This window comes from Pseudomonas batumici, from assembly GCF_000820515.1.
GTDB lineage: Bacteria > Pseudomonadota > Gammaproteobacteria > Pseudomonadales > Pseudomonadaceae > Aquipseudomonas > Aquipseudomonas batumici.
Genome location: NZ_JXDG01000021.1, coordinates 38,075 through 62,116, shown reverse-complemented (window position 1 = coordinate 62,116; position 24,042 = coordinate 38,075). Strand labels below are relative to the sequence as shown.

The 24,042-nt window shown below is 58.9% G+C and carries 36 protein-coding genes and 1 pseudogene; 2 read left to right on the top strand and 35 right to left on the bottom strand.

Annotated features, from left to right (window positions below; translation table 11 throughout):
• Positions 1-6: 6 nt before the first annotated feature.
• The 12 genes from UCMB321_RS10115 to UCMB321_RS10055 all read right to left on the bottom strand — a co-directional run bounded on the left by UCMB321_RS10115 (position 7) and on the right by UCMB321_RS10055 (position 6,810).
• Complete coding sequence (locus UCMB321_RS10115; protein ID WP_040066017.1) at positions 7-258, bottom strand: hypothetical protein; 252 nt, start codon at positions 256-258, stop codon at positions 7-9.
• Positions 255-854 (bottom strand): hypothetical protein, encoded by a 600-nt coding sequence (locus UCMB321_RS10110; protein ID WP_040066015.1) that lies wholly within the window; start codon positions 852-854, stop codon positions 255-257. Before UCMB321_RS10110 ends, UCMB321_RS10115 begins: the two co-directional genes overlap by 4 nt.
• Positions 851-1,117 (bottom strand): hypothetical protein, encoded by a 267-nt coding sequence (locus UCMB321_RS10105; RefSeq protein ID WP_040066013.1) that lies wholly within the window; start codon positions 1,115-1,117, stop codon positions 851-853. The genes UCMB321_RS10110 and UCMB321_RS10105 overlap by 4 nt, the downstream gene beginning before the upstream one ends.
• Positions 1,118-1,193: 76 nt before the next feature.
• Positions 1,194-1,763 (bottom strand): hypothetical protein, encoded by a 570-nt coding sequence (locus UCMB321_RS29970; protein WP_084614878.1) that lies wholly within the window; start codon positions 1,761-1,763, stop codon positions 1,194-1,196.
• Positions 1,764-1,818: 55 nt separating this feature from the next.
• A complete protein-coding gene (locus tag UCMB321_RS10090; RefSeq protein ID WP_040066011.1) occupies positions 1,819-2,025 on the bottom strand; it encodes a hypothetical protein in 207 nt (68 codons plus the stop codon).
• Positions 2,022-2,360, bottom strand: coding sequence for a DUF7673 family protein (locus UCMB321_RS10085; RefSeq protein ID WP_040066008.1), 339 nt, complete (start codon positions 2,358-2,360; stop codon positions 2,022-2,024). Before UCMB321_RS10085 ends, UCMB321_RS10090 begins: the two co-directional genes overlap by 4 nt.
• A gap of 52 nt (positions 2,361-2,412) precedes the next feature.
• A complete protein-coding gene (locus tag UCMB321_RS10080; protein WP_040066006.1) occupies positions 2,413-5,127 on the bottom strand; it encodes a toprim domain-containing protein in 2,715 nt (904 codons plus the stop codon).
• Between the two features lie 12 nt (positions 5,128-5,139).
• Positions 5,140-5,373, bottom strand: a complete 234-nt coding sequence (locus UCMB321_RS10075) for a hypothetical protein (RefSeq protein WP_040066004.1) — start codon at positions 5,371-5,373, stop codon at positions 5,140-5,142.
• 75 nt (positions 5,374-5,448) lie between these two features.
• On the bottom strand, positions 5,449-5,820 hold the full coding sequence (locus tag UCMB321_RS10070; RefSeq protein ID WP_040066002.1) for a hypothetical protein: 372 nt from the start codon (positions 5,818-5,820) through the stop codon (positions 5,449-5,451).
• On the bottom strand, positions 5,817-6,107 hold the full coding sequence (locus tag UCMB321_RS10065; RefSeq protein ID WP_040065995.1) for an Ogr/Delta-like zinc finger protein: 291 nt from the start codon (positions 6,105-6,107) through the stop codon (positions 5,817-5,819). The genes UCMB321_RS10070 and UCMB321_RS10065 overlap by 4 nt, the downstream gene beginning before the upstream one ends.
• Entirely contained in the window at positions 6,104-6,580 is a 477-nt protein-coding gene (locus tag UCMB321_RS10060) for a YmfL family putative regulatory protein (protein ID WP_084614874.1), read from the bottom strand. Before UCMB321_RS10060 ends, UCMB321_RS10065 begins: the two co-directional genes overlap by 4 nt.
• Before the next feature lie 29 nt (positions 6,581-6,609).
• Positions 6,610-6,810, bottom strand: a complete 201-nt coding sequence (locus UCMB321_RS10055) for a DNA-binding protein (protein WP_040066097.1) — start codon at positions 6,808-6,810, stop codon at positions 6,610-6,612.
• 53 nt (positions 6,811-6,863) lie between these two features.
• Here UCMB321_RS10055 and UCMB321_RS10050 point away from each other — a divergent pair, with 53 nt between their 5' ends.
• The gene (locus UCMB321_RS10050) at positions 6,864-7,232 is read left to right on the top strand and encodes a helix-turn-helix domain-containing protein (protein WP_245220767.1); all 369 of its coding nucleotides are present in this window, start codon (positions 6,864-6,866) and stop codon (positions 7,230-7,232) included.
• Positions 7,233-7,627: 395 nt separating this feature from the next.
• Here UCMB321_RS10050 and UCMB321_RS10045 read toward each other — a convergent pair whose 3' ends face one another.
• The gene (locus UCMB321_RS10045) at positions 7,628-7,978 is read right to left on the bottom strand and encodes a hypothetical protein (RefSeq protein ID WP_040065991.1); all 351 of its coding nucleotides are present in this window, start codon (positions 7,976-7,978) and stop codon (positions 7,628-7,630) included.
• Positions 7,979-8,205: 227 nt separating this feature from the next.
• On the opposite strand from UCMB321_RS10045, the gene UCMB321_RS10040 reads away from it, so the two are divergent.
• Entirely contained in the window at positions 8,206-8,664 is a 459-nt protein-coding gene (locus UCMB321_RS10040; protein WP_040065989.1) for a hypothetical protein, read from the top strand.
• An 8-nt stretch (positions 8,665-8,672) separates the two neighbouring features.
• On the opposite strand, the gene UCMB321_RS10035 is transcribed toward UCMB321_RS10040, so the two are convergent.
• The 22 genes and pseudogenes from UCMB321_RS10035 to UCMB321_RS09940 form a co-directional block, all read right to left on the bottom strand.
• Positions 8,673-9,977: a phage late control D family protein gene (locus UCMB321_RS10035; RefSeq protein WP_052451120.1), complete on the bottom strand. Its 1,305-nt coding sequence runs from the start codon at positions 9,975-9,977 to the stop codon at positions 8,673-8,675.
• Positions 9,974-10,414, bottom strand: coding sequence for a phage tail protein (locus tag UCMB321_RS10030; RefSeq protein WP_040065986.1), 441 nt, complete (start codon positions 10,412-10,414; stop codon positions 9,974-9,976). The genes UCMB321_RS10035 and UCMB321_RS10030 overlap by 4 nt, the downstream gene beginning before the upstream one ends.
• Positions 10,415-10,420: 6 nt before the next feature.
• Positions 10,421-13,525 carry a hypothetical protein gene (locus UCMB321_RS10025; RefSeq protein WP_040065984.1) on the bottom strand — a complete coding sequence of 1,035 codons (3,105 nt, stop codon included), beginning with the start codon at positions 13,523-13,525 and terminating at the stop codon, positions 10,421-10,423.
• Positions 13,515-13,634, bottom strand: coding sequence for a GpE family phage tail protein (locus UCMB321_RS29965; protein ID WP_040065981.1), 120 nt, complete (start codon positions 13,632-13,634; stop codon positions 13,515-13,517). The genes UCMB321_RS10025 and UCMB321_RS29965 overlap by 11 nt, the downstream gene beginning before the upstream one ends.
• Before the next feature lie 8 nt (positions 13,635-13,642).
• Positions 13,643-13,972 carry a phage tail assembly protein gene (locus tag UCMB321_RS10015; protein WP_040065978.1) on the bottom strand — a complete coding sequence of 110 codons (330 nt, stop codon included), beginning with the start codon at positions 13,970-13,972 and terminating at the stop codon, positions 13,643-13,645.
• Between the two features lie 48 nt (positions 13,973-14,020).
• Complete coding sequence (locus UCMB321_RS10010; protein ID WP_040065976.1) at positions 14,021-14,536, bottom strand: phage major tail tube protein; 516 nt, start codon at positions 14,534-14,536, stop codon at positions 14,021-14,023.
• Positions 14,537-14,592: 56 nt separating this feature from the next.
• Complete coding sequence (locus tag UCMB321_RS10005; protein WP_040065974.1) at positions 14,593-15,762, bottom strand: phage tail sheath protein; 1,170 nt, start codon at positions 15,760-15,762, stop codon at positions 14,593-14,595.
• A gap of 130 nt (positions 15,763-15,892) precedes the next feature.
• Positions 15,893-16,318 carry a phage tail assembly chaperone gene (locus tag UCMB321_RS10000; protein WP_040065972.1) on the bottom strand — a complete coding sequence of 142 codons (426 nt, stop codon included), beginning with the start codon at positions 16,316-16,318 and terminating at the stop codon, positions 15,893-15,895.
• A 9-nt stretch (positions 16,319-16,327) separates the two neighbouring features.
• Complete coding sequence (locus UCMB321_RS29960; RefSeq protein ID WP_084614872.1) at positions 16,328-17,887, bottom strand: phage tail protein; 1,560 nt, start codon at positions 17,885-17,887, stop codon at positions 16,328-16,330.
• A complete protein-coding gene (locus UCMB321_RS09990) occupies positions 17,880-18,500 on the bottom strand; it encodes a phage tail protein I (protein ID WP_040065969.1) in 621 nt (206 codons plus the stop codon). The genes UCMB321_RS29960 and UCMB321_RS09990 overlap by 8 nt, the downstream gene beginning before the upstream one ends.
• Positions 18,500-19,411 carry a baseplate assembly protein gene (locus UCMB321_RS09985; protein ID WP_040065967.1) on the bottom strand — a complete coding sequence of 304 codons (912 nt, stop codon included), beginning with the start codon at positions 19,409-19,411 and terminating at the stop codon, positions 18,500-18,502. The genes UCMB321_RS09990 and UCMB321_RS09985 overlap by 1 nt, the downstream gene beginning before the upstream one ends.
• Positions 19,408-19,752, bottom strand: a complete 345-nt coding sequence (locus UCMB321_RS09980) for a GPW/gp25 family protein (RefSeq protein ID WP_040065965.1) — start codon at positions 19,750-19,752, stop codon at positions 19,408-19,410. Before UCMB321_RS09980 ends, UCMB321_RS09985 begins: the two co-directional genes overlap by 4 nt.
• Complete coding sequence (locus UCMB321_RS09975) at positions 19,749-20,321, bottom strand: phage baseplate assembly protein V (RefSeq protein ID WP_040065963.1); 573 nt, start codon at positions 20,319-20,321, stop codon at positions 19,749-19,751. Before UCMB321_RS09975 ends, UCMB321_RS09980 begins: the two co-directional genes overlap by 4 nt.
• Before the next feature lie 95 nt (positions 20,322-20,416).
• Positions 20,417-20,707 (bottom strand): type II toxin-antitoxin system RelE/ParE family toxin, encoded by a 291-nt coding sequence (locus tag UCMB321_RS29955; RefSeq protein WP_084614870.1) that lies wholly within the window; start codon positions 20,705-20,707, stop codon positions 20,417-20,419.
• Complete coding sequence (locus UCMB321_RS09970) at positions 20,670-20,933, bottom strand: CopG family ribbon-helix-helix protein (RefSeq protein ID WP_040065961.1); 264 nt, start codon at positions 20,931-20,933, stop codon at positions 20,670-20,672. The genes UCMB321_RS29955 and UCMB321_RS09970 overlap by 38 nt, the downstream gene beginning before the upstream one ends.
• 232 nt (positions 20,934-21,165) lie before the next feature.
• Positions 21,166-21,627 carry a phage virion morphogenesis protein gene (locus tag UCMB321_RS09965; RefSeq protein WP_040065959.1) on the bottom strand — a complete coding sequence of 154 codons (462 nt, stop codon included), beginning with the start codon at positions 21,625-21,627 and terminating at the stop codon, positions 21,166-21,168.
• Entirely contained in the window at positions 21,624-22,100 is a 477-nt protein-coding gene (locus tag UCMB321_RS09960; protein ID WP_040065957.1) for a phage tail protein, read from the bottom strand. Before UCMB321_RS09960 ends, UCMB321_RS09965 begins: the two co-directional genes overlap by 4 nt.
• Entirely contained in the window at positions 22,097-22,309 is a 213-nt protein-coding gene (gene lysC / locus UCMB321_RS31375) for an Rz1-like lysis system protein LysC (protein WP_342430216.1), read from the bottom strand. Before lysC ends, UCMB321_RS09960 begins: the two co-directional genes overlap by 4 nt.
• Positions 22,275-22,640 (bottom strand): annotated as a pseudogene (locus UCMB321_RS09955) (Rz-like lysis system protein LysB); the annotation flags it as partial. The gene lysC and the pseudogene UCMB321_RS09955, both read right to left, overlap by 35 nt.
• Positions 22,637-22,843 carry a hypothetical protein gene (locus UCMB321_RS09950; RefSeq protein WP_040065953.1) on the bottom strand — a complete coding sequence of 69 codons (207 nt, stop codon included), beginning with the start codon at positions 22,841-22,843 and terminating at the stop codon, positions 22,637-22,639. The pseudogene UCMB321_RS09955 and the gene UCMB321_RS09950, both read right to left, overlap by 4 nt.
• Positions 22,840-23,682 carry an N-acetylmuramidase domain-containing protein gene (locus UCMB321_RS09945; RefSeq protein WP_040065951.1) on the bottom strand — a complete coding sequence of 281 codons (843 nt, stop codon included), beginning with the start codon at positions 23,680-23,682 and terminating at the stop codon, positions 22,840-22,842. Before UCMB321_RS09945 ends, UCMB321_RS09950 begins: the two co-directional genes overlap by 4 nt.
• On the bottom strand, positions 23,679-24,002 hold the full coding sequence (locus UCMB321_RS09940) for a phage holin, lambda family (RefSeq protein WP_209437151.1): 324 nt from the start codon (positions 24,000-24,002) through the stop codon (positions 23,679-23,681). The genes UCMB321_RS09945 and UCMB321_RS09940 overlap by 4 nt, the downstream gene beginning before the upstream one ends.
• Between the last annotated feature and the right edge of the window lie 40 nt (positions 24,003-24,042).

Here is a 24,042-nt window from a genome sequence, read left to right as displayed (position 1 = left end):
CTTCCCTCACATCCGAAACGATTGATGAATGAACGCGGGCTGGGCCTTATGTTCTGCGTGTTTCGCACCTTCGCCCTGGATCTCGCACACGAATCGATGCCGTTCCCGGTTGGGTGCAGTCAGTGACTCGGTCAGGCCTGGTAACGCGTCGATGCATTGTTCATACGCTTCGGGTCCCTTCCAGCGTTGAGTCGGCACCACCTGGCAGTCGGTTCGAGTTGCATCAGTGCAGAGGTACAGCAACAGGAAGACGGTCATACAACCTCCTGCTGACCATCGACTTTCAGCTGGCGAGCCCGCTCGTACTCACTGGGCAGAATCTCGCTGGCGCCTTCGATCCAGCCAGAGGTTGGCTTGCCGTCAGCAACTGCCGCGTGGTGTTCGGTCTGGTTGATTTCAAAGCCCAGGCAAAAAAAGGCAACGCCATCGATTTCGAACATGATCCCGCCCATCATCCAGATGTTGCTGGTGTTGATGTTCAGCTGTGACCAGGTGCTGATGGCGTCGATGCGGTCGGGGCAGTGTTCATTCCACAGAGCTTGAAGCCGTTTGTGTTCATCGCGCATGGCGTCGCGAGTTTCTTTGCTGCTGCCCTTGGGGGGGATGGCGTTGCAGCGAAGTCTCCGGTAACCGTGCTCGTCCGGGCGGCACCAGTGCGGATCAAGTTCCCGGCTTCCGCCAAGACTGAGTCCACCAACAAAGCTATGAGTTCCAGAACACATCGTGGATGCTTGGGCACCAAAGGCATCGCTGAGCTTTGCCCGTTGAGCCCCGAACGCGTCCCGGGTTTGGTACCAGACCTGCACGGTTTCAACCACCGTCGGCGCTTCTGACTTGTAGAAGAAGTGGCTCATTGCACATCTCCCAGCAGAGCACGGGTCAGGGCATTGCGTTCGCCCTTGCGGGTGAGCTTGCCCAGCGGCTGCGTGATGCAGCGACCGTTGCGGGATTTCACGACGGCAATATTGCCGTCGATCTTGACGATTTTGCCTTCGCGCACGCTGAAACTGACACTGCGCTCGGTGCTGCGGCCAATGACGTAGGACACGTCATCGCCGATTTTGAAGGTGTTCGTGGTAGCCTCTGTACTGCTGCCGCTTGGGTGTTGTGCTTGCATGGTGCTTCTCCTTGGGGTGGTAGGTGTCGGGGAGTTGCCGCTCCCCGACACCGCTTTCATTTCCGGGAGACCCGGTTCATTTCAGGCGGATTTTTCGTCCCTCAGCGATGACATAAAGATTCACATCGGCCAGGCGATACTGGCCGCCGATACCTCCTTTCACGACGTATTCACCGCCACCGTCGCTGTCGATAGCGCATGCAAAGGGGTAGGTGTATGTGCAGCTATTGCGCATGAAGTTGGCTTGATGCGCGTACTTGCTGGTTTTTTTGATCTCGGCCACGAGCTGCGGCTTTGGCCGGGTGGCAGTGGCCTTACGCAGCAGATCACCGGTTTCAACAAAGGCCATCAGGTACGGGAGCAGTTTCTTCACCTGTTGGTGCGACAGATGCATGCGCCCGCTCAATTGCGCTCCTTCTGGCAGAGTGACTGGCTTCCAATTGCCGTCCTTCAGAATCTGGGCTTTGGGATGATCCATCCCGAGCCAGATTGCAGGCGTGTCCGCCAAGCTGCTGACCTGAACGCTGCAACGCTCGTTGTAAAAATCGCTGAATTCGACTCGCGGGAATCCCCTTTGGGTGACGCCTTCTTTGAAGTCGGTCGTGCAATTCTCTGTTTGATCATCGCTTGGTTGTTGTGTCTGCATGGTGCTTCTCCTTGGGGTGGATGTCCGGGAGTTGCCGCTCCCGACCATCGTGTTTTCAGGCCTGACGTGCCTGGTCTTGCTCGATAATTCCGATCACTTCGTCCCGGTTCTTCGCATACGCGAAAGGCAGGTCACCGCCCGGTCTGGTGATGGGGTAGCGCGCTTCTGGCAGCCGGCACTCGGCAACGGTATAGCCGCTGTCGGTCACCCAGCAGCGATGGACGATCTCACCGTCACGATTGCGTTTCGCGGCCCATTTCATGCCCAGTTCCCGCGCAGCTCCTGCCAGATGGCATCACCGTTGGGGAGGTAGGTGTGCACCTCTTGTTCGGGGGTGTTGTCCAGCCGCAGGACAGCAATGAAGTCGTCGAACAGGCCCACGTCCAGACGGCGCAGCTCAGTCAGGTCGAACGGATGTGCTGGGCCGTTGTACAAGCCCAGCAGGAAGCGGGCGACGACGCCGCTCTGGCCTGTATCGCGCAGGGCGACAGGCACCAGTCGTACCAATGCGTCGATACCCGCTTTGCGAATGGCAGGGCGCTCCGTCTGGTACTGGAACAGCTCGTCCAGGGTGTTTTTCAATTGGTCTTCGGGCATGGTGCTTCTCCTTGGGGTTGATACCTGGGCGTTGCCGCGCCCTGGTGATTGGTCAGGCCTGGAATACCCAGCACCGGACGGTCTTGCTGGCGTTGAACGCATCTGTCTGCTGGGCAGAATTGACCGGTTTGTTCGACTCCAAAAATTTTGGGGACTTGCTGGTCTTGAGCAGGCGCTTCAGGTCGCTGAGCGCTGGTACCTGTTGGCGTTTGTTGGCCGCCATCTCGACGAATTCGTTGAGGTTCACGGCTATCAACCCATCCCGACGCGCATGGTTGAGCGTCCCTTTCTCGTCCATGCCATTGAGGAACTCGTATAGATCCCAAAACTCGCGCACGGTCGGGTGATCAGCGTTGATTGCCTGCTGCCGTTCTGCGGCCATGCGATTGACCTCGGCGTGCACCTTGGCTTTGCGCTGTTCGCCGAGGGGCACGATGTCCGCCAAGGCATCCACAAGGCTGCGCAGCTGTGCGTGGTTCTTGGCGATACGCACGGTGCGGATGCCGGGTTGAGCCAGCAGCTCCTGTTCGTAGCGGGAGGTGTTTTCCTCCATCAGGCGCATGGTATTGGCCTCGCGTTGCAGCGCTTTGACCAGGAAGCCGCTGATGGCTTCCATCGGCATACGTTCCAGTTGCTCGGCGAACTGCTTGGTTTCCGGAGTGTGGTGCTCCCGAGTCAGGTGAACGTGGCAAAGGCGCTGCAAGATGGGTTCAGAAGCATTCACCGGGTTGTTCTGCGCGATCAGCAGGGCGCCTCTGAACGGCGGTTCGCGGGTGTCGTTGCCGTTGTTTTTCACACCTGTGGAGCGGACGCTGCGGCCGTTGTATGCGGTTTTCAGTTCATCCCAGTCGAAGTGCTTAACGGGCTGGCCTTCCTTCTGCTCGCGTTCCGATTCGATCAGCACCACCGGCAGGTTGCCCACCTGCGAGAAGTTGCGCGCACGGCTTGCCGGTGTCGCTTTGGACGGGTCGAAGCCTTCGTAGTCAGTACGGCCGACCAGTTTCCACAGCAATTCCACCAGGGTGGTTTTGCCTGACCCGGCTTCGCCAACGAGTTCCAGGAACATTAGTGACTTGTGGATCTGGCGGATCTGCTCGGCATGCAAGGCGCCCAGCCACCAGGCCAATACCACCAGGCCCTGTACGCCAAAGCAGCGCCAGTAGATGTCGAGCCAACCCTCGTTGTAGGCGTTGAGGTCGGTGTTGATATGCAGCACTGGAGACTGGCTCTGCGACTTGACGCTCAGTTTGCCGAGGTCGAAAAAATCCTCCTTGTTGAGCTTGTGTACCGACCCGCCGGCGACGGCGAGGTCGTTGAAGACATAGGCACCGTGCTCGCGGCTGTAGCCGATCCATTCGATGGTGTTCACGGTTTTCAGGCAGTCAAGCTGGGGCGCCAGAATCCGTCTCAGTTGGTTGGCGCTGCCCTCGAACATCGCGCCGTTGGAGACGTTGAGCAGGCGCTTCGAGAATTCAGGTGCTGAGGTGAGCTGTGCGGCGGTGAAGGTGCTTTTTATAGCCGGACCTTCCGGGCGCTCGACGCGGAAGTAGTACCAGGCCTCGTCGGTCAGTTCGTTGCGCATGTAGTACAGCGCCTGGAAATGGCAGTTGGCTATGCGGGATACCGCGCCGGCCTGGCGCAATGCTTTGTAGCGGCGCTGCTCATCGCTGAGCAACTGGTCGTCATGACGTTCTGAACTCTCCAGATCGCTCATGGCCCGGTCGTATTTTTCAAGGTCAAGCCGAAACCAGTACAAGCGTTTGCGGAACGAGAAGTGGAACTCCTTTCGCTCGTCGTGCAAGTAGATGAGGAAGCCCTTTTCTTCAGCCGAATCGGCCAGCAACAGGTCGCCCTGGTGTCTGGCTTCATCAAGGTCCTGCTCAACACGCTCAGCGCGCTCGTCATCGCCCTCGATTGACTTCCAGCGGTGGTGCAGATCGTTCCAGTCGACTTTTTTGCCATTGGGTTGAGGGATCACCGCTGCTTTGCAAGTGAAACCCAGGTCGCGCGCCTCTTTCGCCCAGCGGCGCATGTTGGCCTTGGCGACGGGCTCGTTATCGAGTGCCCACACCAGGCGCGGTAGGCGTTTGTCAGCGTCGTGGCGCAGTTTGGCCAGAGCCTTGAGCGAGTCGATTGGGCAGGGGGCGCTGGACATCATCGACACGGCCGACACTTCGTTATGCAGCAGCGCGATAGCGTCGAAGATGCCCTCTGTTATCCAGAGTTCGTCGACCTCCAGCAGGTCCACGCTCGGCGGGCACCACCAGATGCCTTTGTAACCGGGCAAGCCTTCGCCGGTTGGGCGGAAGCGCGCTTTCATCTTGCCGAATCGGTCTGGCCGATCTATCAGGCGTTCCCAGTACCCACCTTTCTCCAGGGCGAAACGCACCGTGGCGCTGCCGATGTTCTGCCGGCCATCCCAGTAGTTTTCCTGGGTGAACCAGCCGGCGATCAGCTCAAATTTGAAGCCCCGCGCAAACTCAAGATAGGCGCGTGCCGTGGCAAGGGGGTTGTCCGGCGTCGACGGAGCGGTCTTGCTCCAGTCGTTGAACAAATCGTCGTAGACGTCCTTCACGTGGACACGGTGGTCGCACTTTTCCGGCCGTCCGCAGATCAGCGTCCAGGGCGAATCGTAGAAGGTGTACAGGGTCTTCTGGCCGCAGGCAGGGCAAACACCCTTGCGCATGTAGTTGGTGTTGGCCATGTGCTTGAGCTGGTAATCACGCTCAATGCGTTGGATGACGTCGGCTCGCAGCCTTTGTTCCATTTCCATCGTGGCTTACTTCGCTTCGTCGAGACTGTGTTTAAGGGCGCCAATCAGGCGTTTTTGCGCGGCCATCACAGGGAAGGCCACCAGCAACGAGCCGTGCCGTAGGCCCTCGGGGATCATGCGAAACCGGTCGTCATACCAGTGCTCGTTGAACTGCATCGCGTACTGGTTGCGCAGCGTTTCAAGCAGCGCTTCGGCCTGCGTGCGGCTCAGTTTTGCGGTGATGGCGACGTCGATTTCCATGGTCCACCTCGGATTTCGGGCAAAGCTCACCCAAACCCACGGGAATCGGGGCAGGGCGGGTTGTTTAAAAAGGGCTTATTGAGGGTGTTGCTGAGGCAGGGCGCTACGCTGGTCGAGCAGCTTCTGAGGCAAAAGCCGCGCCGGTACTGGGTAGCGCAGATCTGCTCGCAGGTCGACCAAATGCACGACCGTGGCACCTGGCCCGGTGCCCCAATCCACACCCACCCACTTGCGCTGATTGATGACCTGAAGTTCAGTCCAGGCGTTGTGAACGAGTTGTTGTGCCATGAACACCGGTACTTCCAGGGCTCTGGTCAGATGGCACACGCAACGATCAAACAACAGGTCGGTATCCACCAAATGCTCGGCTTCATGGCGTTGCAGGTAGCTGAACGCGGCTCGCTGCATACTGCTGCGGTAATCGTGGGACAGGTCTTCGTGGTTCATAGCGCACGCTCCATTTCCATTTGGTCCAGCAGGTCGGGTTGATCATCGGCGGACTTCATCGCTGCACGGCGCAACGCCACGTCAGCGACAGGGAGTCGCACAGCAGGGTTTGCCATGCCACTCGGGGACATTTCGTGGGTCATTTCGAATTCCGCCCGAACTGACCAGCCGCAGGCCTCGTTCCGGCATTGCAGGTACGCCACCCGCAAAAAAATATGAGTTCCTTCGCTTGTGCGAATACGCATGGGACCCAGGCAGTGGGGGCAGACCAGCTTGTAAGTGCTCACCGTACGGCCTCCTTGTTGCTGTAGAGCTGGATGGTCGCGAGCACTTCGGCATAGCGGGCGGACATGTACTTGAGCAAGGCACTCACGATGGCGTCGGCTTCATGCTTCTCGATAATGCCGTCATCCAGGGCCTCGGAAATGGCCTGATCGACCCGGCCACGCTTTGCCGCTGCCTTGACCGAGCGGTTGTACAGGTCGACGTTGTCCAGCGTTTCTGGTGCCGTCAGGGGGACGAACAGACCGCCATACAGCCCAGCGATGTAATCGGGCAGGAAGGTGGTACCAGCTTGCTGCTCCAGTCTGAAAAGATGTTCATCAGTCAGCGGGCGGCTGCCGGCGTTTTCGTAGGCTTGATTGTCGAATTTCTTGATCGGCATACCGATGCTCGCGGCGGCGTAAGCACGACCGCCCGGGAAACTGCATATCACGGCGCTGACCACGTCTTTTCTGGTGCCTAGAACTGGGCGTTTCATTTTCTGGTTTCTCCTTGGCGCCAGAGGCCCTAGTTTGTGATCTCGCCGTCTTTGATACCGAGCAGGACTGCAGCCCGGTGTGCTTCACCGCGACGACCTTTCTTGCGACCGTTCAATAAGTCGCTGACCAGATTTCTGTTCAGCTCATACTGACGGCAGAAATCGGCAATGCTGACGCCCTTGCGGTCAAGGGCCGCGCGGGCTTGCTCGGGTGTAAGAGGGGCGGGCATAGTGTTCATTGGTGTTGATTCGTGTTGGTGTGTGGTCATTCTTGAGCAGAAAAATGCTCAAGTCAACAATGGTGAGCAAAAAAATGTACATATCTGATGGGGTTGGCGAGCGCCTCAAGGAAGAGCGCGACCGTTTGGGCCTGAATCAGACCGACTTCGGGGCGATAGGGAGTGTCAGTAGAGGTACCCAAAAGGCGTACGAACAGGAGAGCAATTCACCTGATCTGAGGTACCTGGCTGCACTTGAAAAGGCTGGAGTGGACGTTCAGTACGTGCTTTCAGGAGTCAAGGCGTGCGTGTCTGAAGAGGGGTTGAGCGCTGTCGAGTCTAAGATCCTTGAAAGCTACCGGTCACTGTCCGAAGGTGACCAGGCCTCAGTCGTTCGGCTGACGGGTGCCCTGGCAGCAATGTCGTCAATGTAGGTCTTCAAAGTCGAAGCGGAGAGGGAAGGAGCCGCATTTTCCTTTTTTTGCTCTGATCAGGCATAAATGCAAATTGTGACTTTTTTGTGCTGGTGGCACGCCTGAACATGCTGAAAATCGTCTGTTCGCCGGGTGTTTTGGACGGTACCAATGAAGGTGCCGGGCACCCGTTACGTGTTGTAGATGGAGTGGCACATGTCGGTGAACAGCGATACAGAAACCAATAAAATCGGTAACTGTGAAATGGAGAGGCTGACAGACACTGAGCTGAGTTTCGTAAAAATGTTCAGGCAGCTAAATGAAGAAAGAAAAAGGGATATTCTTAGATTTCTCAGTGCACTTCTAACCGTCCAGTAGAAGGGAAGCCCGGCTAGAAACCGGGCTTTTACTTTAAATCACTGACTCATCACTGTTTCTGAAAAGTTGCAGGAACTGCACTTGTAGAGTCGCGAGTTTGCGCCCAGGTCACCGAATACTGGATCAGGCTCGGATGATATGAGCTTGTAAGTTCTATTGTTGCAGCTAGGGCAGAGCGTGCCAGTGGCACTGGTTATGGTGTGGATTTTTTCTTTAAGCTCCGCATTCTCCGACAGCAGGTCGGCTAACTTTAATTTTACTTCGGAAAGTTCAAGGCTTAAGTCAGCAAGAATGTTTTTGAATTCTGCGTTTTCTATGTTTTTGCTGATGTCCTTCAAGCGAAGTGCGAGGGTTACAGCAGTTGAAACTGTAGAGATTATATCTGTCATTTCATAGTCCTTGATAAATGGTCCGTTACGGCGGGTAGCTACAGCCAGCCTGAAAGCCATATGCTTTTGGGGCTCAGGCTGAGGCTAATGTGTACAGAGGGGCCTGTCCATTTCGGTTTGAATCACGCCACAAGCCTTGCTGAAAGGAAGATCCGCCAATAGCCTATGTACTTCAGCTACATCCACGGGATGCCCGTGCATCAAGGAACGATTGAGAGAAAAACTGTATGAAAACTGAGTACTTGGTGAAGATCGGCTGTAGCCTGGCAATGTTGGTGCTATCTACCGCAGCTCTTGCCGATTCCTGCGACAAAATCCTGACCGCGCTCCAGCAAGAACGTCACCTGACCCAAGTCAAACAGACCGAAGGCAAGCAAACCACCGAGTACCGTGACGGACCGAACATTTCCCTGTCGGTCAGTTGCTCAATCGGCAAACCCAACCTCGCAATCACATGGGATGGCCCAGAACCTGACCAGGCCTACTACGACCTGGTCGGTCGTGCCGGCAGCCTGGTTTCCCCTCGGCCTGCCGCCGATATCGTCAAGTTTTCGAAGCAATGCCGCAAACAGGCGCTGAAGGACGACAGCGAGATTGCAGCGATCGAGCAGAAAGGTCTTGCCCTTGAATGTCAGGCCTTCGCCCGTGATGGTGGTGGCACGACCATTTCCGTGTTCGCTGAGTAAACCTGCTTCTACGATGTCGCCCCGTCTTGCACGGGGCGCATTGCTTTTGCCTTCGCCTCCTGCAACCGCTTCCACTCTCGATCCACAGCCCGTTTCGCCGTGTACTTGTTGGCATAGAGCCATAGCAACCGCTTCGGCTTCGTCTGGTCGCCAGCCGTTCGAGTCTTTTCCTTGCCGGTTTTCTCTTCGCGGTAATAGGCGATGATGCCGGTGTAATCCTGTTGGTTTTCTTCCGCCAGGCCATCGACAGTGTCTTCTGGCAGCTTACTTTCCAGGGACAGGTTCACGGTGTAGCCGTTATCGGCGCTAAGTGTGTGCTGCACGTTGCCGCCGTACCAGATGATTTCGTCGATTTCGGCTTTCACGCCCTGGAGCGTGTAGGTCAGCTCGGGAATCAAGTCGGGCCGGCCCATGGCGAGGGTGTAGCTGAGGGTCGCGCTGCCGCGTTGCAGGCGATTGAATTCAGCCCGGGCGGCGCGCAGGGCGGACTGCTTGTCGCTGTAGGTGTGGCGCAGATCCTTGAGGTTCTTGCCGCCACCGGCAATGGCCTCCTGCTTTTTCGCGCTGTTCACGTCGTAGAAGTAGGCCCGTACACCGTCATAGCTGTCGCGCTCGGCTTGTAAGTAGCGGTGCTGGTCGCCCTCGACACGGGTTAGGGTGATGTGTGGCAGGTCCAGGCCGCTGGCGGTCTTGCCACCACCTGCGGGGAGGCACAGCAGGCAGCCGGCCTTGACGCTGATCATGGCGTCGAAGTCTTCGCCCAGGCGACTGAGCAGGTTGGCATCCGACTCGTTGGCCTGGGTCAGATGGGGAATGCCCAGACTATCCAGGGCGGCGGCGATGGTCGTGGTGAGACCATTGCCAATGGCGATATCGCGCAGGATGTCGCCCAGGGTCTTACTGCTCCAGCTACGCTCGCGCTTGACCTTCAGTCCCTTGCGCAGGTCTGCCGATCGAGCGCGGATGCTGAGCACGTCGGGAGCGCCGCTGTGTTCTGTTTCGTCGACAGTGTAGGTGCCTTTGTCCACCAGGCCGGTGTCAGTCCAACCGAGCCACAACCGGAGCACCGCACCCTTTGGCGGAATCGCCAGCAAGCCGTCATGGTCGCTGAGGGTGATGCTGAGCTGGTCGGCTTCGACTCCCCTGTTGTCGGTCAGGTCCAGGCTCATCAGCCGCGGGCTGATCAACTGAGCAATGTCATGGCCGTCGACGGTCAGCCGGAACGCGGGGACAGGGTAGGCCGCATCGCGTTTGTAGCGGTCAACGGCGTCCTTGAGATAACCGGTGACGCGGGAGATGGCGGCATCGATCATAGCAAGGCTCGCAGGATGTTGACGCCCGTAGCGGTACCGGCGCCGAGCAGGTCGATACGGTCATCGTCGATACGCTTGAGGGTGAGGCTGAATTCAATCCGCCGTGGTGTGCCGTCACGAAAGAAAATGGTCTTGGTTTCGCTCAGGCTTTCGATAACCCACAGGCCATAGAGCCGGCCACTGCCTTCGATCACCGGCCAGGCTTTCCCGGTGTTCGCCATCAGACGCAGGGCGTCAAGGCTGAACATGCTGCCGGCCAGCTCGGGCAGCAGGATGCCGGGGAGGGTGATGGTGTCCTCGCCACGGCCCAGGAACTGGCGTGCTGGCGGTGCGCCGATGCGGTTGTTACTGGCGTGGCGCCACTCGGTCTGGCGTTGCAGTTCCTGGTAGGCGAGGGTCGACAGGCTGAAAACGAACATGCCGAGGGCAAGCATCATGGTGGGTTACTCCAGGTCAGACAGTTTGCTGCGCTGTCGGGCGCCTTTTTCGTTCTGGATACGGGCCAGTTCGGCGCGCACAGCACGGGCAATGGCCTGCGCGTCCATATCAGGGGTCGGATGGATATTGATTTCGTAGTGGTCGTGGCTGTCATAGGCTGATGCGGCTGTGCCAGTGATCGGCGCGCGGTTGTCGACTGCCAGTGCGGGAATGGAGGTCGCGCCGAGCGCCAGGGTGCCGGCGGCGGTCAGTTGTTTGGCAGTGTTGGTCATGGCGTTGAGCGGGCCTTTGGCTCCGCCCTCCAGGCCCAGTGTCAGGCCAGCCATGGTGAAGCCGCCCAGTTCGGCGAACACCCGTGACGGGCTATGAATATCGAGCTTTTCCTTGAACCAATTGATGGTTGAGTCGCCGATCGAGGTGATGGCGCTCTTGATTTGCCCCAGACCGGCGTACAGGCCATTCACCAGGCCGTTGACGATCATGTTGCCGAACTCGGTGAAGCGGTTTGGCAGGTCGACGCCCAGGTAGCTCAAGACACCCGAGAAGGCCTGGTAGATCAGCCCGATAGGGCTGAAGTTGGCAATTACCGTCAGGATGCCGCCGATTCCACCGCTAAAGCCGGCTTTGATCTCGGTCCAGGCGTTGACGAAGTAAGCCTTCACCGCGTCCCAGTTCTGGTAGATCAGGTAGGCCGCGCCGGCCAAGGCGGCGACCACTGCCCCGATAATCAAAACTATCGGGTTGGCCGCCAGGCCCCAGAGCGCGATGCTGACGGCGCGCAATGCGGTAATCAGTGCACCGCCGAGGGTGCTGGCGAGCACACGAAGGCCCTGGCCGAGCATCGGCAGGGCGTTGCGGGCAAGGCCGGTCAGTGTCGGGAACAGGCCTTGCACCACTCGCCCAGCGCCGCCGGCCTTGAGCCCGAACAAGCCCAAACCGAAGTTGATGACGGCAAACGGCCCGAGCAGGCTGGCGAGCGTCAGGGCAAGGGCACCGAAGGCCGCCGCCAGGACGCCAACCACCATCAATGTTTTCATCATGATCGCTGCCGAAGCGGGGTTTTCCTTCATCCAGGTCGTGACTTCCTTGATGGCGGCGGTGATGCTTTTCAGGGCTTCGACGTAGGTTGGCAGAATTGCGTTGCTCATTTCCCGGTAGGCATTTGCACGCTGGGCGAGCAGCTCCAGTTCCTGCCCCTGGGCGCTGCCCTGGCCTTTTTCATACAGTTGGTCGATGCCATCGGCACCGGCATTCAGCTTGGCGTTTTTGTGGATCTGTTCGCGCTGCAAATACATCTGTGCGAACAGGTTGGATGCCGTGCGGTTGGAGAAGATGCTGCCGATGGTGTCCAGTACCTGGCTCTTTTCCGTGATGCCCTTGGCCTTCAGTTGAGGGAGCAGGACTTTCTCCATCCATTCGAACTGGTTCTCACGGAATATCTTGCTGCCCTTGATGGCGCCGACGTCCAGGAACGAGATTTGCCCGGCCTTGTCGTGTTTCACTTTTTTGGGATCGACCAGCCCCAGTCGCTCCATGTTGTTGGCGGCGCGCTTTGTGGTCTTGCCCTGGTAGATGTTGGAGTAGGCGCTCATCATCGCGGTACCGACGCGGTGTCCGCCCATTTCCTGTACCAGTGGTTCCATCTGGTAGTAGAAGGCTTCGTCCTTGATGCCCTTGGCTGCCACCCCACCGGTTTTGATGACGTTCAACCATTCGTTCGGACCGACGCGGCCACCGGTAGCTGTGAGGACGCGCTGCACGATATCTGCCTGGTTGACGAAGGCTTCCTTACTGGCGAGCCCGCCACGCAACTCAATCACCTTGAGCATGTCCATGAACTTACGTTCGTTGTCTGCGCCCTGTTCCTCGCCGTACATGGCGTGGTTGGCAAACTTCATTTTTGCCAGTGTCGGGGCGACCATTTCGGCTTCGTGTTCGTCGGCAAACACCGTCATGGCGTCCCGGACCAGCGTCAGGTTCTCGGTGACGCTGGTGCCGTAAGTCTTCATTTCCTTGGCAAATTGAATGGCCTTGCCGGTGTCTTCTTTGCCCAGCCCCAGGGCAGCAACACGTTGTTCCTCAAGGGCAAAGTGCTTGCCCTCTTGCAGCGGGGCATAGATCCCGCGACCAATGCCGTAGGCCACACCCATACCGGCAGCACCTGATACGGCCATGCTGCCAGCGGCGCTCTGGGTTTTGTCATAAACGCTGCGAGCTTTGGCCAGGCTTTCCTGCTTGCGCTTGAGTGCGTCGAGCCGGCCCATTTGAGTTTTCATCGCTTGGGTGGTGCTGTCTATGTCGCGCTTGAGCTTGAGTTCGGTTGCACCCAGGGCGTTGGTGCTGATGCCCGTTGCCTTGAGCTGTGCGCCCAGGCTGGTGAGCTTACCTTTCTGTAAACCGTACTGTTCACCGAGGCGTTTTGACTCGGCGGTGTGCTGTTTGAGCTGCGTGAGCTGGGCTTTAAACGGCATCTCCAGGCGGCGGATTTCTTCTCGCAGGTTGGAGTGGCCCACCCGCATACTGCGCAGTTGGGTGGTGCTCAAAGAATAACGGTCGGCCAGGGTCTTTTCTTTGGCTGCGAGCTGGTCCAACTGCACCTTTCGTTCGCGTTGGGCCGCCACCAGCTGGTTGTATTCGGTATGTTGCTCGCGAGTCAGGGCGTTGCCCTTTTGCATGACCGCGTTGAGCGAGGTGATCCGGCCGCCGGCCTTACGGTGTTCATCACTGAGTAGCCCGAGCGCATTGCGCGCTCCGGTGAGTTCACGCTTGAGTCCAAACTGACTGTTCTTGAGGGCGTCGACCTTGAGTCGGGATTGTTCGAAAAGTGCCTGAGTGGGTGCGAGCTGCTGCCGAACCTTGGCGGTGGCGCGGGCAAGTTCTCCGACTTTCCTGTTGTTGGCGGCCAGTGCGTCAGCGGTTTCGCGAGAGGCGGCTTGCAGTTCGCGCCAGGCGCTGACGTCCTTTTGCTGGGCGTTGAGTTCCTTCAAGCGGTCTCGGGCAGCCTTGAGTGCGCGGGCGCTCTCCAGGCCACCTGCGCCGATCTTCTTCAAGGGGCCGCTGGCCTTGTCGACGGCGTTGAGCAGAACCTGCAGTTTTAAATCATTCGCCATCGGCGGAACTCCTTATCCTGGCGCGCTCGCGCCAGTCCATCAGTTCTTGCAGGCCTAACTGGTCCATGTCAGCGGGTGCCCAGTGAAATACCACGGCCAGGTCGGCCATGGCGTCTTCTACGCAACGAGGGATGCCTCCGTCTTCACCGATTTCTGCAACAAAAAACCGGTGATCTTGCTGCCGCAGGCCAGCAGATCGGCGGGGTCCATGCCGGCGGCTTCAATGGCGGTGATGCTGGGGGTGCTGATGCGCGGCAGAACCTTGATCAGGCTGGCGACGTCCATGTTCAGCAGTTCGACCAGTTGAACACCGCGCAGCTCGCCGGACTGCGGTTTACGCAGGGTGACCTCGGTGATTTCGGTTTTGCCACGCTTGATGGGGCTGTCCAAGGTGACGATGTTGTCGTCGACGGCTGACGATGTAGTGTTGGTTTCTTCTTCCAGCATGATGTGCTCCTGATGGTGTTATGGGATTTCGATCGAGAGCGCTGCGGGTCAGATGCCCAGAGCGTTACGTTGTTTTTCCAGCATGTCCACGCCGTTGACCTTCTCGATGAAGTTCAGCAGGTCGATTTCGATGATCTCTTCGTTGTCGACGGTGAGCTTGTAATAGCTGCACGTGGTCTTGATGCTGTGTTCGGTGTCTTCGCCGGGTTTGGCTTCGCCCATTTCGATGGATTCATGGCGACCGCGCACTACGACCTCGACTGTGCTGATCTCGCCGGTGTCGTCCTGCTGGAAGGCGCCGGAAAAGCGCAACATGACGCCGGAGGCGTTCACAGAACCGAATTGGCGCAACGCGATCAAGTCCAGGCCGCCGGTTTTCCAGTCGAACTGGATACCGTCGTCGCCCATGCCCAGATCGGCCTTGACCGCGCCGTTCATTCCGCCGCCGCGATAGGCCTCCATCTTGCGGCCAAGGGTGGGCAGGGTGACGGACTTGACGACACCCAAGTAGTTGTTGCCATCGTTGAACAGGTTGAGGTTTTTGAGTTTGCGAGGCATTGCCATGGCGGTGTTCTCCGGTGTCCTGGCACGGGGTTGCTCCCCTTACGGGGAGACCCGGTTTAGCTATTGATCTTGGTAGCGAAGTCCATCAGGTAGCGGTCGGTGATGCGCTGACGCAGGGTGAGGTCTTCCAGCGGTGGCACGGGCGTGTAGTCGTAGTCGAGGAACAGCTTGCCGGCCTTGAGGGTGTCCTTGTCGTTGATGTCTTCGGGGAACCAGCAACTGCCACCTATCAGGTAACCCGATGCGATCAGCTCGCGGAACCTGGCGTTGACGCCTTCGATGATGTCGCGCACCAGGGAGGCGTGCATTGGTTTGTCGATGGCCCACATGTGTGCTTCGGCCATGGTGTCGGCAAGGATCTGCGCGGTGCGGGTGTAATTCTCGAACGCAAACAGCGGATCGTCGCTGCAGGTGCGGCTGCCCCAGAAGCGGAAGCCGCCCTCGTTGATCAGCGTGGTGACTTCGTTGCTGTTGAGGTAGTTGGCGTCGGTGGCCGGGTTTTGCAGATCCCAGAACACGTCGGCGCTGATGCCGGTCACGCCGTTGACGGCGACGTTGGACAGGGTTTTGTGCCAGCCCGTTTCCTGGTCGATCTTGGCGCGCAGGCCGAGGGCGCGGGCCACAGCGGCGGCGTTGACGGTTTTGCTGGTGACGGTGTCCCAGTTCTGGAAGTCCGGCCAAATCACCATGACTTCCCGTGCACCAAAGTTTTCGCGGTAGGCGACAGCCTCTTCCTTGGTTTTGCAGTCCCAGGCGCTGACGTAGTTGAAGGCGCGCAGCTGTTGGCCGATGGCGACCAGGGCGGTGGCCACCGGTTGGCTGTCCAATCCCGGCACGCCGAGAATGCGTGGCACCAGGCCGACTTTGGCCTTGGCGGCGAGCAGGGCTTTCATGCCGGTGTATTTGCCGTCTGCGGTGGTGGTGCCGATCAGGGCGCTGGTGGTTTCAGCTTCGGTCGGACCTTCCTTGACCCGCACCACGATGACGTAAGGCTTGGTCTGGTCGGCGATGGCTTGCAGGCTGACGGCGAGGGTACCTTTCACACCGGCTTTGCCGATGGCGGTTTGTACGTTGGTCAGCAGCACCGGCGTGTCGAACGGAAATACAGTGGCGTCAGCGTCGTCGGCAGTGCAAACCAGGCCGATGACAGCGGTGGGGATGGTGCGAATGGGGCGGGTGCCGTCGTTGAGTTCGATGACCCGCACGCCGTGAAGATAGTCGGCCATGGGTTTTGCCTGCGCAGTGAATGGAGTGACAGTGCACAGGCTGCCGCGCGCGCGCCGGATGAGCGAGCGTGAAGGCTTGTAGCGGGTGGGGCTACAGAACGCTTGAATAAAAAAACGCCCGGTCAGGGCGTTATTGGGCTTGTTCAGCCAGCCAGGGCGGTGCGGCTGGGCGATGATCCGCAAGTGGAAACTCGGCCCCTTGTGGCCAGTCGCGCAACTGACGTCGGTATACCTGAAGCTCGGCATACTGCGTGGCCGTTAATGTTGTTTCTGAACCTTGCTCTAACTCATCGCGGTGCCGCGAAACAACGCCGTCCGTTTCCAACAAGCGCGCATCACGCCACCGCCGTTCAATGGCCCTTAGAACCTCATCAGTCGGTGGTAGTGGGTCAATGAGTGCCGGGTAACCCTGCTCCCCCACCACTATCCATTTGCCCTTTTCCTGACCGGTCTTCAAGGCTGCATAGACCTCATCAGTGATCTCCACTGAGCCCTCTGGAATGGCGCCATGAAACTCTAAATCGTAGAAACCGCCGTCGGTTGCGCAGTAATACATAGATCCCCCTTAATTACCCTTGGCACGCCAGAAGTGCTGAGCGGCACCGCTACTGCTGCCCGAATGGGAATAGTTAAACCCCGTATTTGTAAAATTACCGACCTGAACGGGGCCGCCACGCGACGCAGGAGACTGTGTCCCCGCGTCGACATAGGTCATCTGGATATTCGTACAAGCGTTAGGGAACGCCATCGGAAACGTGACCGGCGCGATTACTCCCGCCGCAGCTCCGCCCGTTATCCCCCACATTTCAATGTCACCACTAGGTAGTTTTTGAATGCCAGTGATACCAAAAGTGGCGGCAAATAGTTGTGAAGTTCTCAGGCACTCAAGACTTGCATGGCCACGCCATACAGACCCATCGGATACCAGCAGGAGGTCCGACCCACTGGACATTGAGTATGGAGTCACAACGCTAACGTTATTCAGTGCGAGCACACCCCCAGCTTGAACTGCTAGATTTACCACTCCGGCCCCGAGAGAGGTCGTAATCAGGATCGAGGAGCCTTTAGGCAGCAAGTTCGCGTTGGGTAGCGTGAGGGTGCCGCCCGAAGACATTTCAATCCGAGCACCGATATGCGCAGCAGTCAGCGTTACATTGCCCCCTTCTATCGATTCACTTTTAGCGAAGCTGCCTATTGCCCTCTGCACAAAATCCGTCGACGCCAACAATTTACTACTGTCGAACTGAGCCGCAGTGGGGGTCGTTGGATTATCCAGAAAAGCGGGGGATCTGAGCGGTGCTAATCCAAAGGTAACGTCCTGAAAAGTCAGAGCGGTGGTGCCCAGGACAATCGAGCCATCTGTCACCAATTGCCAGCGACTATCGGCCAATGTAGCGCCTTGCTCGATAGACACCAGCAGCGCTGAGGTGACTTTGGCACTGGTGTCGGCATCGAGCGAGCGTTTCCATACACCGGCGTCCGCGATATACAAACCGTTATCCTTGGCAACCGTCTGATTCTTCACCAGCACCCGATCACCGGCGACCAGCGCGACAGTATCGATGGTTTGAAGGCCGGCCAGTACGATATTGGCAGTGGTCGCCACGCGAACCGACTGTTTGCTGTCAAGCTTGTACAGCTCCTCCATGATCCGTTGTTCGACAAACTCACGGGTCGCCAGCACTACCGCCGGATCGATCTTCAGAGTGATGTTGCCGGCACTGGAGACGATCAGGTTCATCCGCACAATTTGCGTGCGGCCGGAGCCTTGCGACAGAACCGGCTTGAAGCTGGGTGCGCAGTTCGCTACCGCCACCAGGTCCCCGTCGGCGTCGTACAAGCCAATCTCCCGTATCCACTTGCCACCCTCGTCGGCGGGGATAATCTGCTCGGCGATGATCACCGCCGGGTTGACCGGGTCAATCTTGAGCTGGTTCAGCGGCCGGCGGCGCCATTCGTTTATCAAGCGGGTTTGCAGGCGATCCGGCACAGGGTCGGTGCCGTTGGCATCACCGACGCCCATGTCTGTGATCAGCCAAGGGCGGCCGAGCGCGTCGGCGTTCGCCTGCTTGGCCTCGCCGACTTGGGTCAGGATGGCGAAAAACTGCGAGTTAGCGTCAATCATGGTAAACGTCCAGGGTATCGATGGAGTGTTCGCGACCGACCGCTCCGAAGCGGCCCGTGACCTCGATGTCACGCATCACCGGTGGGTAAATGTCGATGACGTCACCTTCGTACAGGGCGACGCTGATGTTCAAACTGCCATGCGTTTCGAGGCTGATGGCGAGCCCGATCAGGTGGCGTGTGAGGGGTTTGGCGTCGTCGATAAGCCAGGTCAGTTCCTGGTACATCTCTTCAGTGATGCCGGTATCGAGTACTCCGACCTTGAGGGCGAATGTGCCGGGCACGCCCAAAGGTACTGTCTGCCACCACTCCAGCACCTCGATCAGGTAGCCCAATGGTTCGACAACCCGGCGCAGGGCGCCGATGGTGCCCTTGCGTGAGTGGATGGCGTAGGCCGCACGGATCGCCGCTCGCTTGGCGGCTTCGGTCCAGTTGCTGTTCCAGCGATCAACAGAGAAGGCCCAGGCCAGGTAGGGCAGTAGGGCAGCGGGGCATGTGTCGGGGTTGTAGAGCTGTCGCAGAGGAACCGGTACACGTTGGATCTGTGCCAGGGCTTCAGCGGCCAGGCGCTCCAGCTCGGTGGCGGTGCGCGGGAGCAGCGAGGGTTCGGCCATTACTCAACCCCCGCAACGATATTCACGTCAGTGCAATAGGGCGCCTGATAGGCCGTTGCTTTGATATCGATCCAGTCGGTTAAAACCACCTTGCGCACGCCCTCGACGTGCAGTGCGGCGTGCACGGCTGACTCCGACACTTCCATCGCCAGGCGACGACGCTGTCGGACGTAGGCCAGTAGGCGCTTCTCTGCGGCGGCAAGGATTGGCTCGGACTCGGGGCCACTGGTGTTCAGGTAGAGCGTGGCATTGACCTGGTAATTGATGACCTGCGCACTCTGGACGGTCAGGCGGTCGGCAACGGGACGCCGGTCGTCGTCACTGAGGTAGGTGTTCACCACAGTCAGCAATGTAGGATCTGCGCTTCCATCGCCGAGCAGGCCCTGCACCGTAACCACGGCGACGGCAGGCGATGGGCTCTCTGCTGTGGCATCGCCCACGCGGCCATCCGCAGCCCGGGCGTGAAAGATGTAGCTGTTGCGCGGGCCGGCGGTGCTCAGGCCTTCCCAGGCCATTTGCGCCCGTTCACGCAAGCTTTCGTCGCTCTCCATGATCTGCGGAATTGGCGGGATGGCGGCGGCATTGCCGGCCTGCACGACCAGGCGCTGGACGTTGAAGTTGGCGGCCAGATTATCCAGGTCGCTACGTTCGGCGGTGGCGAGCATGTTGGCGACGGCGGCCTCATTGACCCGCTGCCGCCAGATCGTTTCGCGGTAGGCGTTCTCCTCAATCAGCTTGGTCAGTGGCTCAGACTCCAAAGCGAGGCGGGCGGCGATTTCGGCCTGTTCCTCTGGCGGCCAGAGGCTGATGGCGTAGGCCTTTCGCTCGGCCAGGATCTGCTCGTAATCGATCTGTTCGACGATCTGCGGCGGCGGCAGTTGGCTCAGGTCGATGATGCTGAAGGTATTCATGCGCTGCCCCCCAGTTGCAGGGGAATGCTCAAGCTGAAGGGCTCGTTGCTGTCAATCAGCGTGCCTTCCAGGTCGAGCACCGCTTTGCCTTGCAGGTTGCCGCCGAGGAACTGCACGCGGCTGACGCTGATACGAGGCTCCCACAGCATCAGCCCCATGGCGGTGGCCGCGTAGGCTCGCAGGCGGGTGGCATCGTTGTAGGGCTGGTCGATTAGTTCGGGCAATAGGCAGCCGTATTCGCGACGCATGACGCGAGTACCGAGACGGGTGGTCAAGATATCGGCGATGGACTGGACGATATGTTCCGGGAGGCTGATGGCGGCGCCGGTTTCTCGGTTCATTCCGGGGCTCCTGTCTTCGCGTTACCGGACATGACATCTCCGTGTGGATGTTTCACCAGACTGATGTTGGCGGCCACGACATCGACCGAAGCAGTGACGGTGCCGGTAATGTTCTGGTTGCCGGTCTGGGTGTAATCACCTTCGTGGGTGATCGGGCCGACGATGTGGATGCCGCCGAGGCTGATCAGGTCGGTGGTGCCGTTTGCAGGCAGGACAGCTCGCAGATGATGGGCGATGCTGTCGTATTCGATGACTGCGCCGTCGCGGTAGGTACGGCGATGTAGGTCGGCACGGTCGCCGTTGGCTGGGTTGTTGTCGCTGTACAGGCCGGTCAACGCAACACCGTTGCCGAGCTGGCCCGATGTGCTGAGCAGCAGGACCTGCTCGTTGACGGTAGGTGGGTCCCATTCCTTGTCCGCACCGGCTCGCGGGGCTAACCATGGCAGCCAGTCGGTGGTGAGTTCACCGGTTTTCACCCGCACACGGGGGGGCTTCATCTGGACTTCGGCGATGGTGCCGAAGCGGATGAGGTTTTCGATCAGGCGGGCGAGGGTGGCTAAGTCGTTCATGGCGCCGATGGTGGCGCCACGTAGAGGGGCGTGCAGCTTTTGAGCTTTGTAGGATTGGCTTTTACAAAGTTCGCATTGTCATTTCAAGACAACGTTCACCAATCTTCAGAGCGTTCAGTGCGTTGATGAAGAATGCGCAGAATTTGTACTTCGTCCCCGACTAGTCGATACGGGGCGATGAAAGGGAATTTGGACAGCACCAGCTCTCTGATGTCTGGCGTTTGAGAGGGTCTGCCCAAGCCCGTAAACATTTCTAATTTTTCGAGCGACTCAAAAATTTGAGCTATCACGGCATCTGCTGAGCCCGCACCCAAACGAGATGCGTAGTACTCATGAATCGAGTCTAAATCACTCTCCGCTTTGCCCGTCAATGCGATGTTTGGCACGATTCACCCATTTAGCCTTAACGGCTTTCAGATCTGTGAGGTTACCTGCATCAGCGTCAGCGATACCGTCAGCGATTGCGTTGATATGCCATGACTCGGACTCAACGTAACGGGCCAAGGCGCGCTTGAGGTGATATTGGCGATCTCGATCGGTTGCTTCCGACAACCGATCAAGCTTTTCCACCAATACCTCTTCAACACGAAACGACAGCACAGGCGAAGCCATAATATATCCCTCCAACGCATCTGTATACAGCGTAAACAGCAGTAAACACTGTAAACTATTGACGGGCAGAAAAACAATAATTTTATTGTGTTTCCTTGTGGCCTGAACGCTGCAGATACGGGGCGAGACATGGAAACGGTCGAAAAAGTTATGTGCATCCGGGCTTTGTATCAAACCTATTCTGCGGAAAAGGGCCGAGACCGTTCGTCGGGAGGCGAGCGAATCGATTACGTCAGCGGTTCACCAGGTGTGTGAGTAGCCCGTCTCGGATCAGATTAATGTCGACATCTGTAAAGCCCAGTACCTCCCGCTGTTCATATTTCACATCCGGTGCACCTCGTTCAGCGCGGTCTTTCAGTCCGTATTGGTGCACCCGAGCAATGCGGGCTATGCGTCCCGTGAATCCAATGCTGATAGCGTTGCTGTCGGCTTTGACCTTCAGGAAGCGCGCAGTGCGCAGCTTCTGGAACATCTGCACCTTGCGCTTGACCCGACCCTGCTTGCCCCGCAGGTTTCGTTTCTTACGGGGTGCGTATTTGCTGCCGTCCGGGTTGCGTTGGGCGATAACCCGCTGCTGCTGATTGCGACGCAATGCCTGGCCGAGACTACGAGCAATCTGGTTGCTTGCTGCGGGTTCCAGTTGTCGGAGCAAACCGGCGGCCCAGTCTTCCAGCGCTTCCAGTCGATTGGTCATTGAGGGACAACCCATTCACTGCCGGTGCCCTGGGCGCCTGGAGTCCATGCTGGGTCGAGAAAATCGGCGACACGCTGCGGCTCGCCAGGGTGGTGGATGGTGGTGTTGCCATCGGCGTCTTTGCCCACTACAACGCGTTCAGTCAGCGGCAAGGTGAGGCTGAGGTCGACTTTACTGTTGTCGAGAATATCGGCTTCGAACTGGATGCCTTCAGCGGACTTATTGAGGTTTTCCAGCAGTTCGGATTGGTGCACGCTCAGCCAGCCAAGGAGGGGTAGCATTACGCTGTCGGGGTGGCCGGCGAAGTCGGTGAGGATGACCTGCAGGTCGAAGCTGTATTCGAACGACAGGCTGGCAGCGGCAGTGCACCTGACCTTGCCGTTATCGATGAAGATCAGCAAGCGGTCGGAGCTGTGCCTGAGTTCCGGGACGGCGGCCAGCAGATGGGCACGTAGGCTATCGGGTTTGTTCATTGGAGGGCCTGCTGGTGTTTGTAGACCATGTCAACCTGAGCCGCACACTCGGCCCAGGCGGCCTCAACACGCTCCTGATCGATTAGCAAGGAGCCGTTATCGCTGGGGCTGGTCGCCGGAAGCAGGCACGGTACTACCGCTGGACAGCCACTGACGATAAGCGTCTGCGCCGGTGAGGGTGGGACGCTGCCGCAGCCGGAGAGCAGCATCAGGCAAAGGCTGAGCAGCCCAATCGCGTAGTTCGGAATTTTCACTTTTCAGGGCCTCGATCTGTTGTTTACGCTGGGCCAGGCCCTGGCGCAGTTGGGTTTGTTGGGTGCGCAATAGCGCCTGGGCCGCGCGTTCCTGTTGTAGGGCGCTTTGCAGGGCGTTGGCGGTGGTGAGGTTACGGGCGCTGTCTTCCTGGGCGTTGGCGGCGTTCAGCTGGGCCAGCTCGGTCGCACCGTCAGCGACTTTGATGCGCTGGTCCTGGCCCCAGAGCAATAGCGTCAGAGCACCGAGCAGGGCGATGCCATACAGGGCCTGGCGCAAGGGGCTCATGCGCGGTACCAGCCGCGGCTGTTCATCTCACCGACGTCGAGTTGTTCGACTGGGCCGCGCACGATGATGACGTTTGCATCGGGCATCAGGTAGCCCAGTGCGACGACCAGATCCTGCATGCCCTGGTCTTCGGTGTTTTCCGGTACCACCAGTAGGTCGCCGTCCTGCACCCTGAGTTTGCGCACACCGTTGAGGTCGATCATGCGGCGATCTCCTGACCACAGCCACAGTCGGCATGCCGTTCGTAGGCACGCTGCAATTTGACGTCGTAGAGGTTCCGGGCGTAGTCGGGACCGTTGTAGAGCTTGGCGAACTCCGCCCATTTGCGGGCTTTGAGAGCCTTGTACAACACCAGGTCGGATTCTATGAAGCGCACGAAGGCGTCGAGCTGCTGCGATTCCCCTGCGGACATGGTAGCGACGAAGTCTTGCACGCTGGCATAGCCCAGGCGCTGCCAGTGAAAGCCCATGATCTGGAAGGCGCCCCAGGACGCGGATTCGAGGGCGGCGGTGTCATCGATCAGCCTGGCCGCGCTCAGGCGCTGGTATTCGGCGGTGCCGCCGACATAGCCGCCGGGTTTCGGGTTGACGATGGCTGGGTTGGTGATGGCGAGCTGATCGGCCTGGCGCTTGAGTTCGGCAGGGTCGTCACCGTCGTGTCGCGGTGTAATCAGTTGGCGGTACATGATGTGTCGTTCGAACAGGATCACCGGCTTGCCGTTGTCGAGGAAGCCTTTACCCTTGGACTCCACCTCATTGACCGCGTAGACACTCGCCAGCGGCAAGTCGAGGCGCTGGGCAGCGGCGACCAGGTCGGCGTTCTTCAACAATTGTTGACAGTCGCTACCGGCCAGAGCCGCGAGGGTCTTGGCGCCGACGATGCCATCGGCAACTAATCCGATTTTCAACTGATAGGCCTTTACTGCCCGCTCAGTGGCATCACCGAAGTCGCCGTCAATCACGAGCGTGGCGCCGTTGCTGTTCAGTTTTTTTTGCAGGTCGCGCACCGCTTGCGAGCGGTCGCCGTGGCGTAGTGTGGTCATAGTTGCTCTACCTTGCGGGTGAAAAACTTCCTGGCAGCGGCCCGGGTGCCTTCGACGCCGAGCAGGCCGATGACCCCGCCGAAAAAGGGGGCGGTGGATGCAGGGATACCGAGTAATGCCAGGCCATGACTGGCGGCCAGCGCCAGGGCACCGCACAGCGGGGCCTCGATCACCATGCGGCGCAACGTACCGCCGCCGTACATGATCCGCAGCGCAGCGATGATCAGGGCCAGGAAGCCGGCGTACAGGGTCGGCCAGTTCTGTTCGAGCCAGGCAGCAAGCCAGGCCCAGGTGTCAGGACGTTCAGGCATTCGCTTCATTCCATGGTCCAGAGTGGGTGGGTTCGATGGCGCGTTGCAG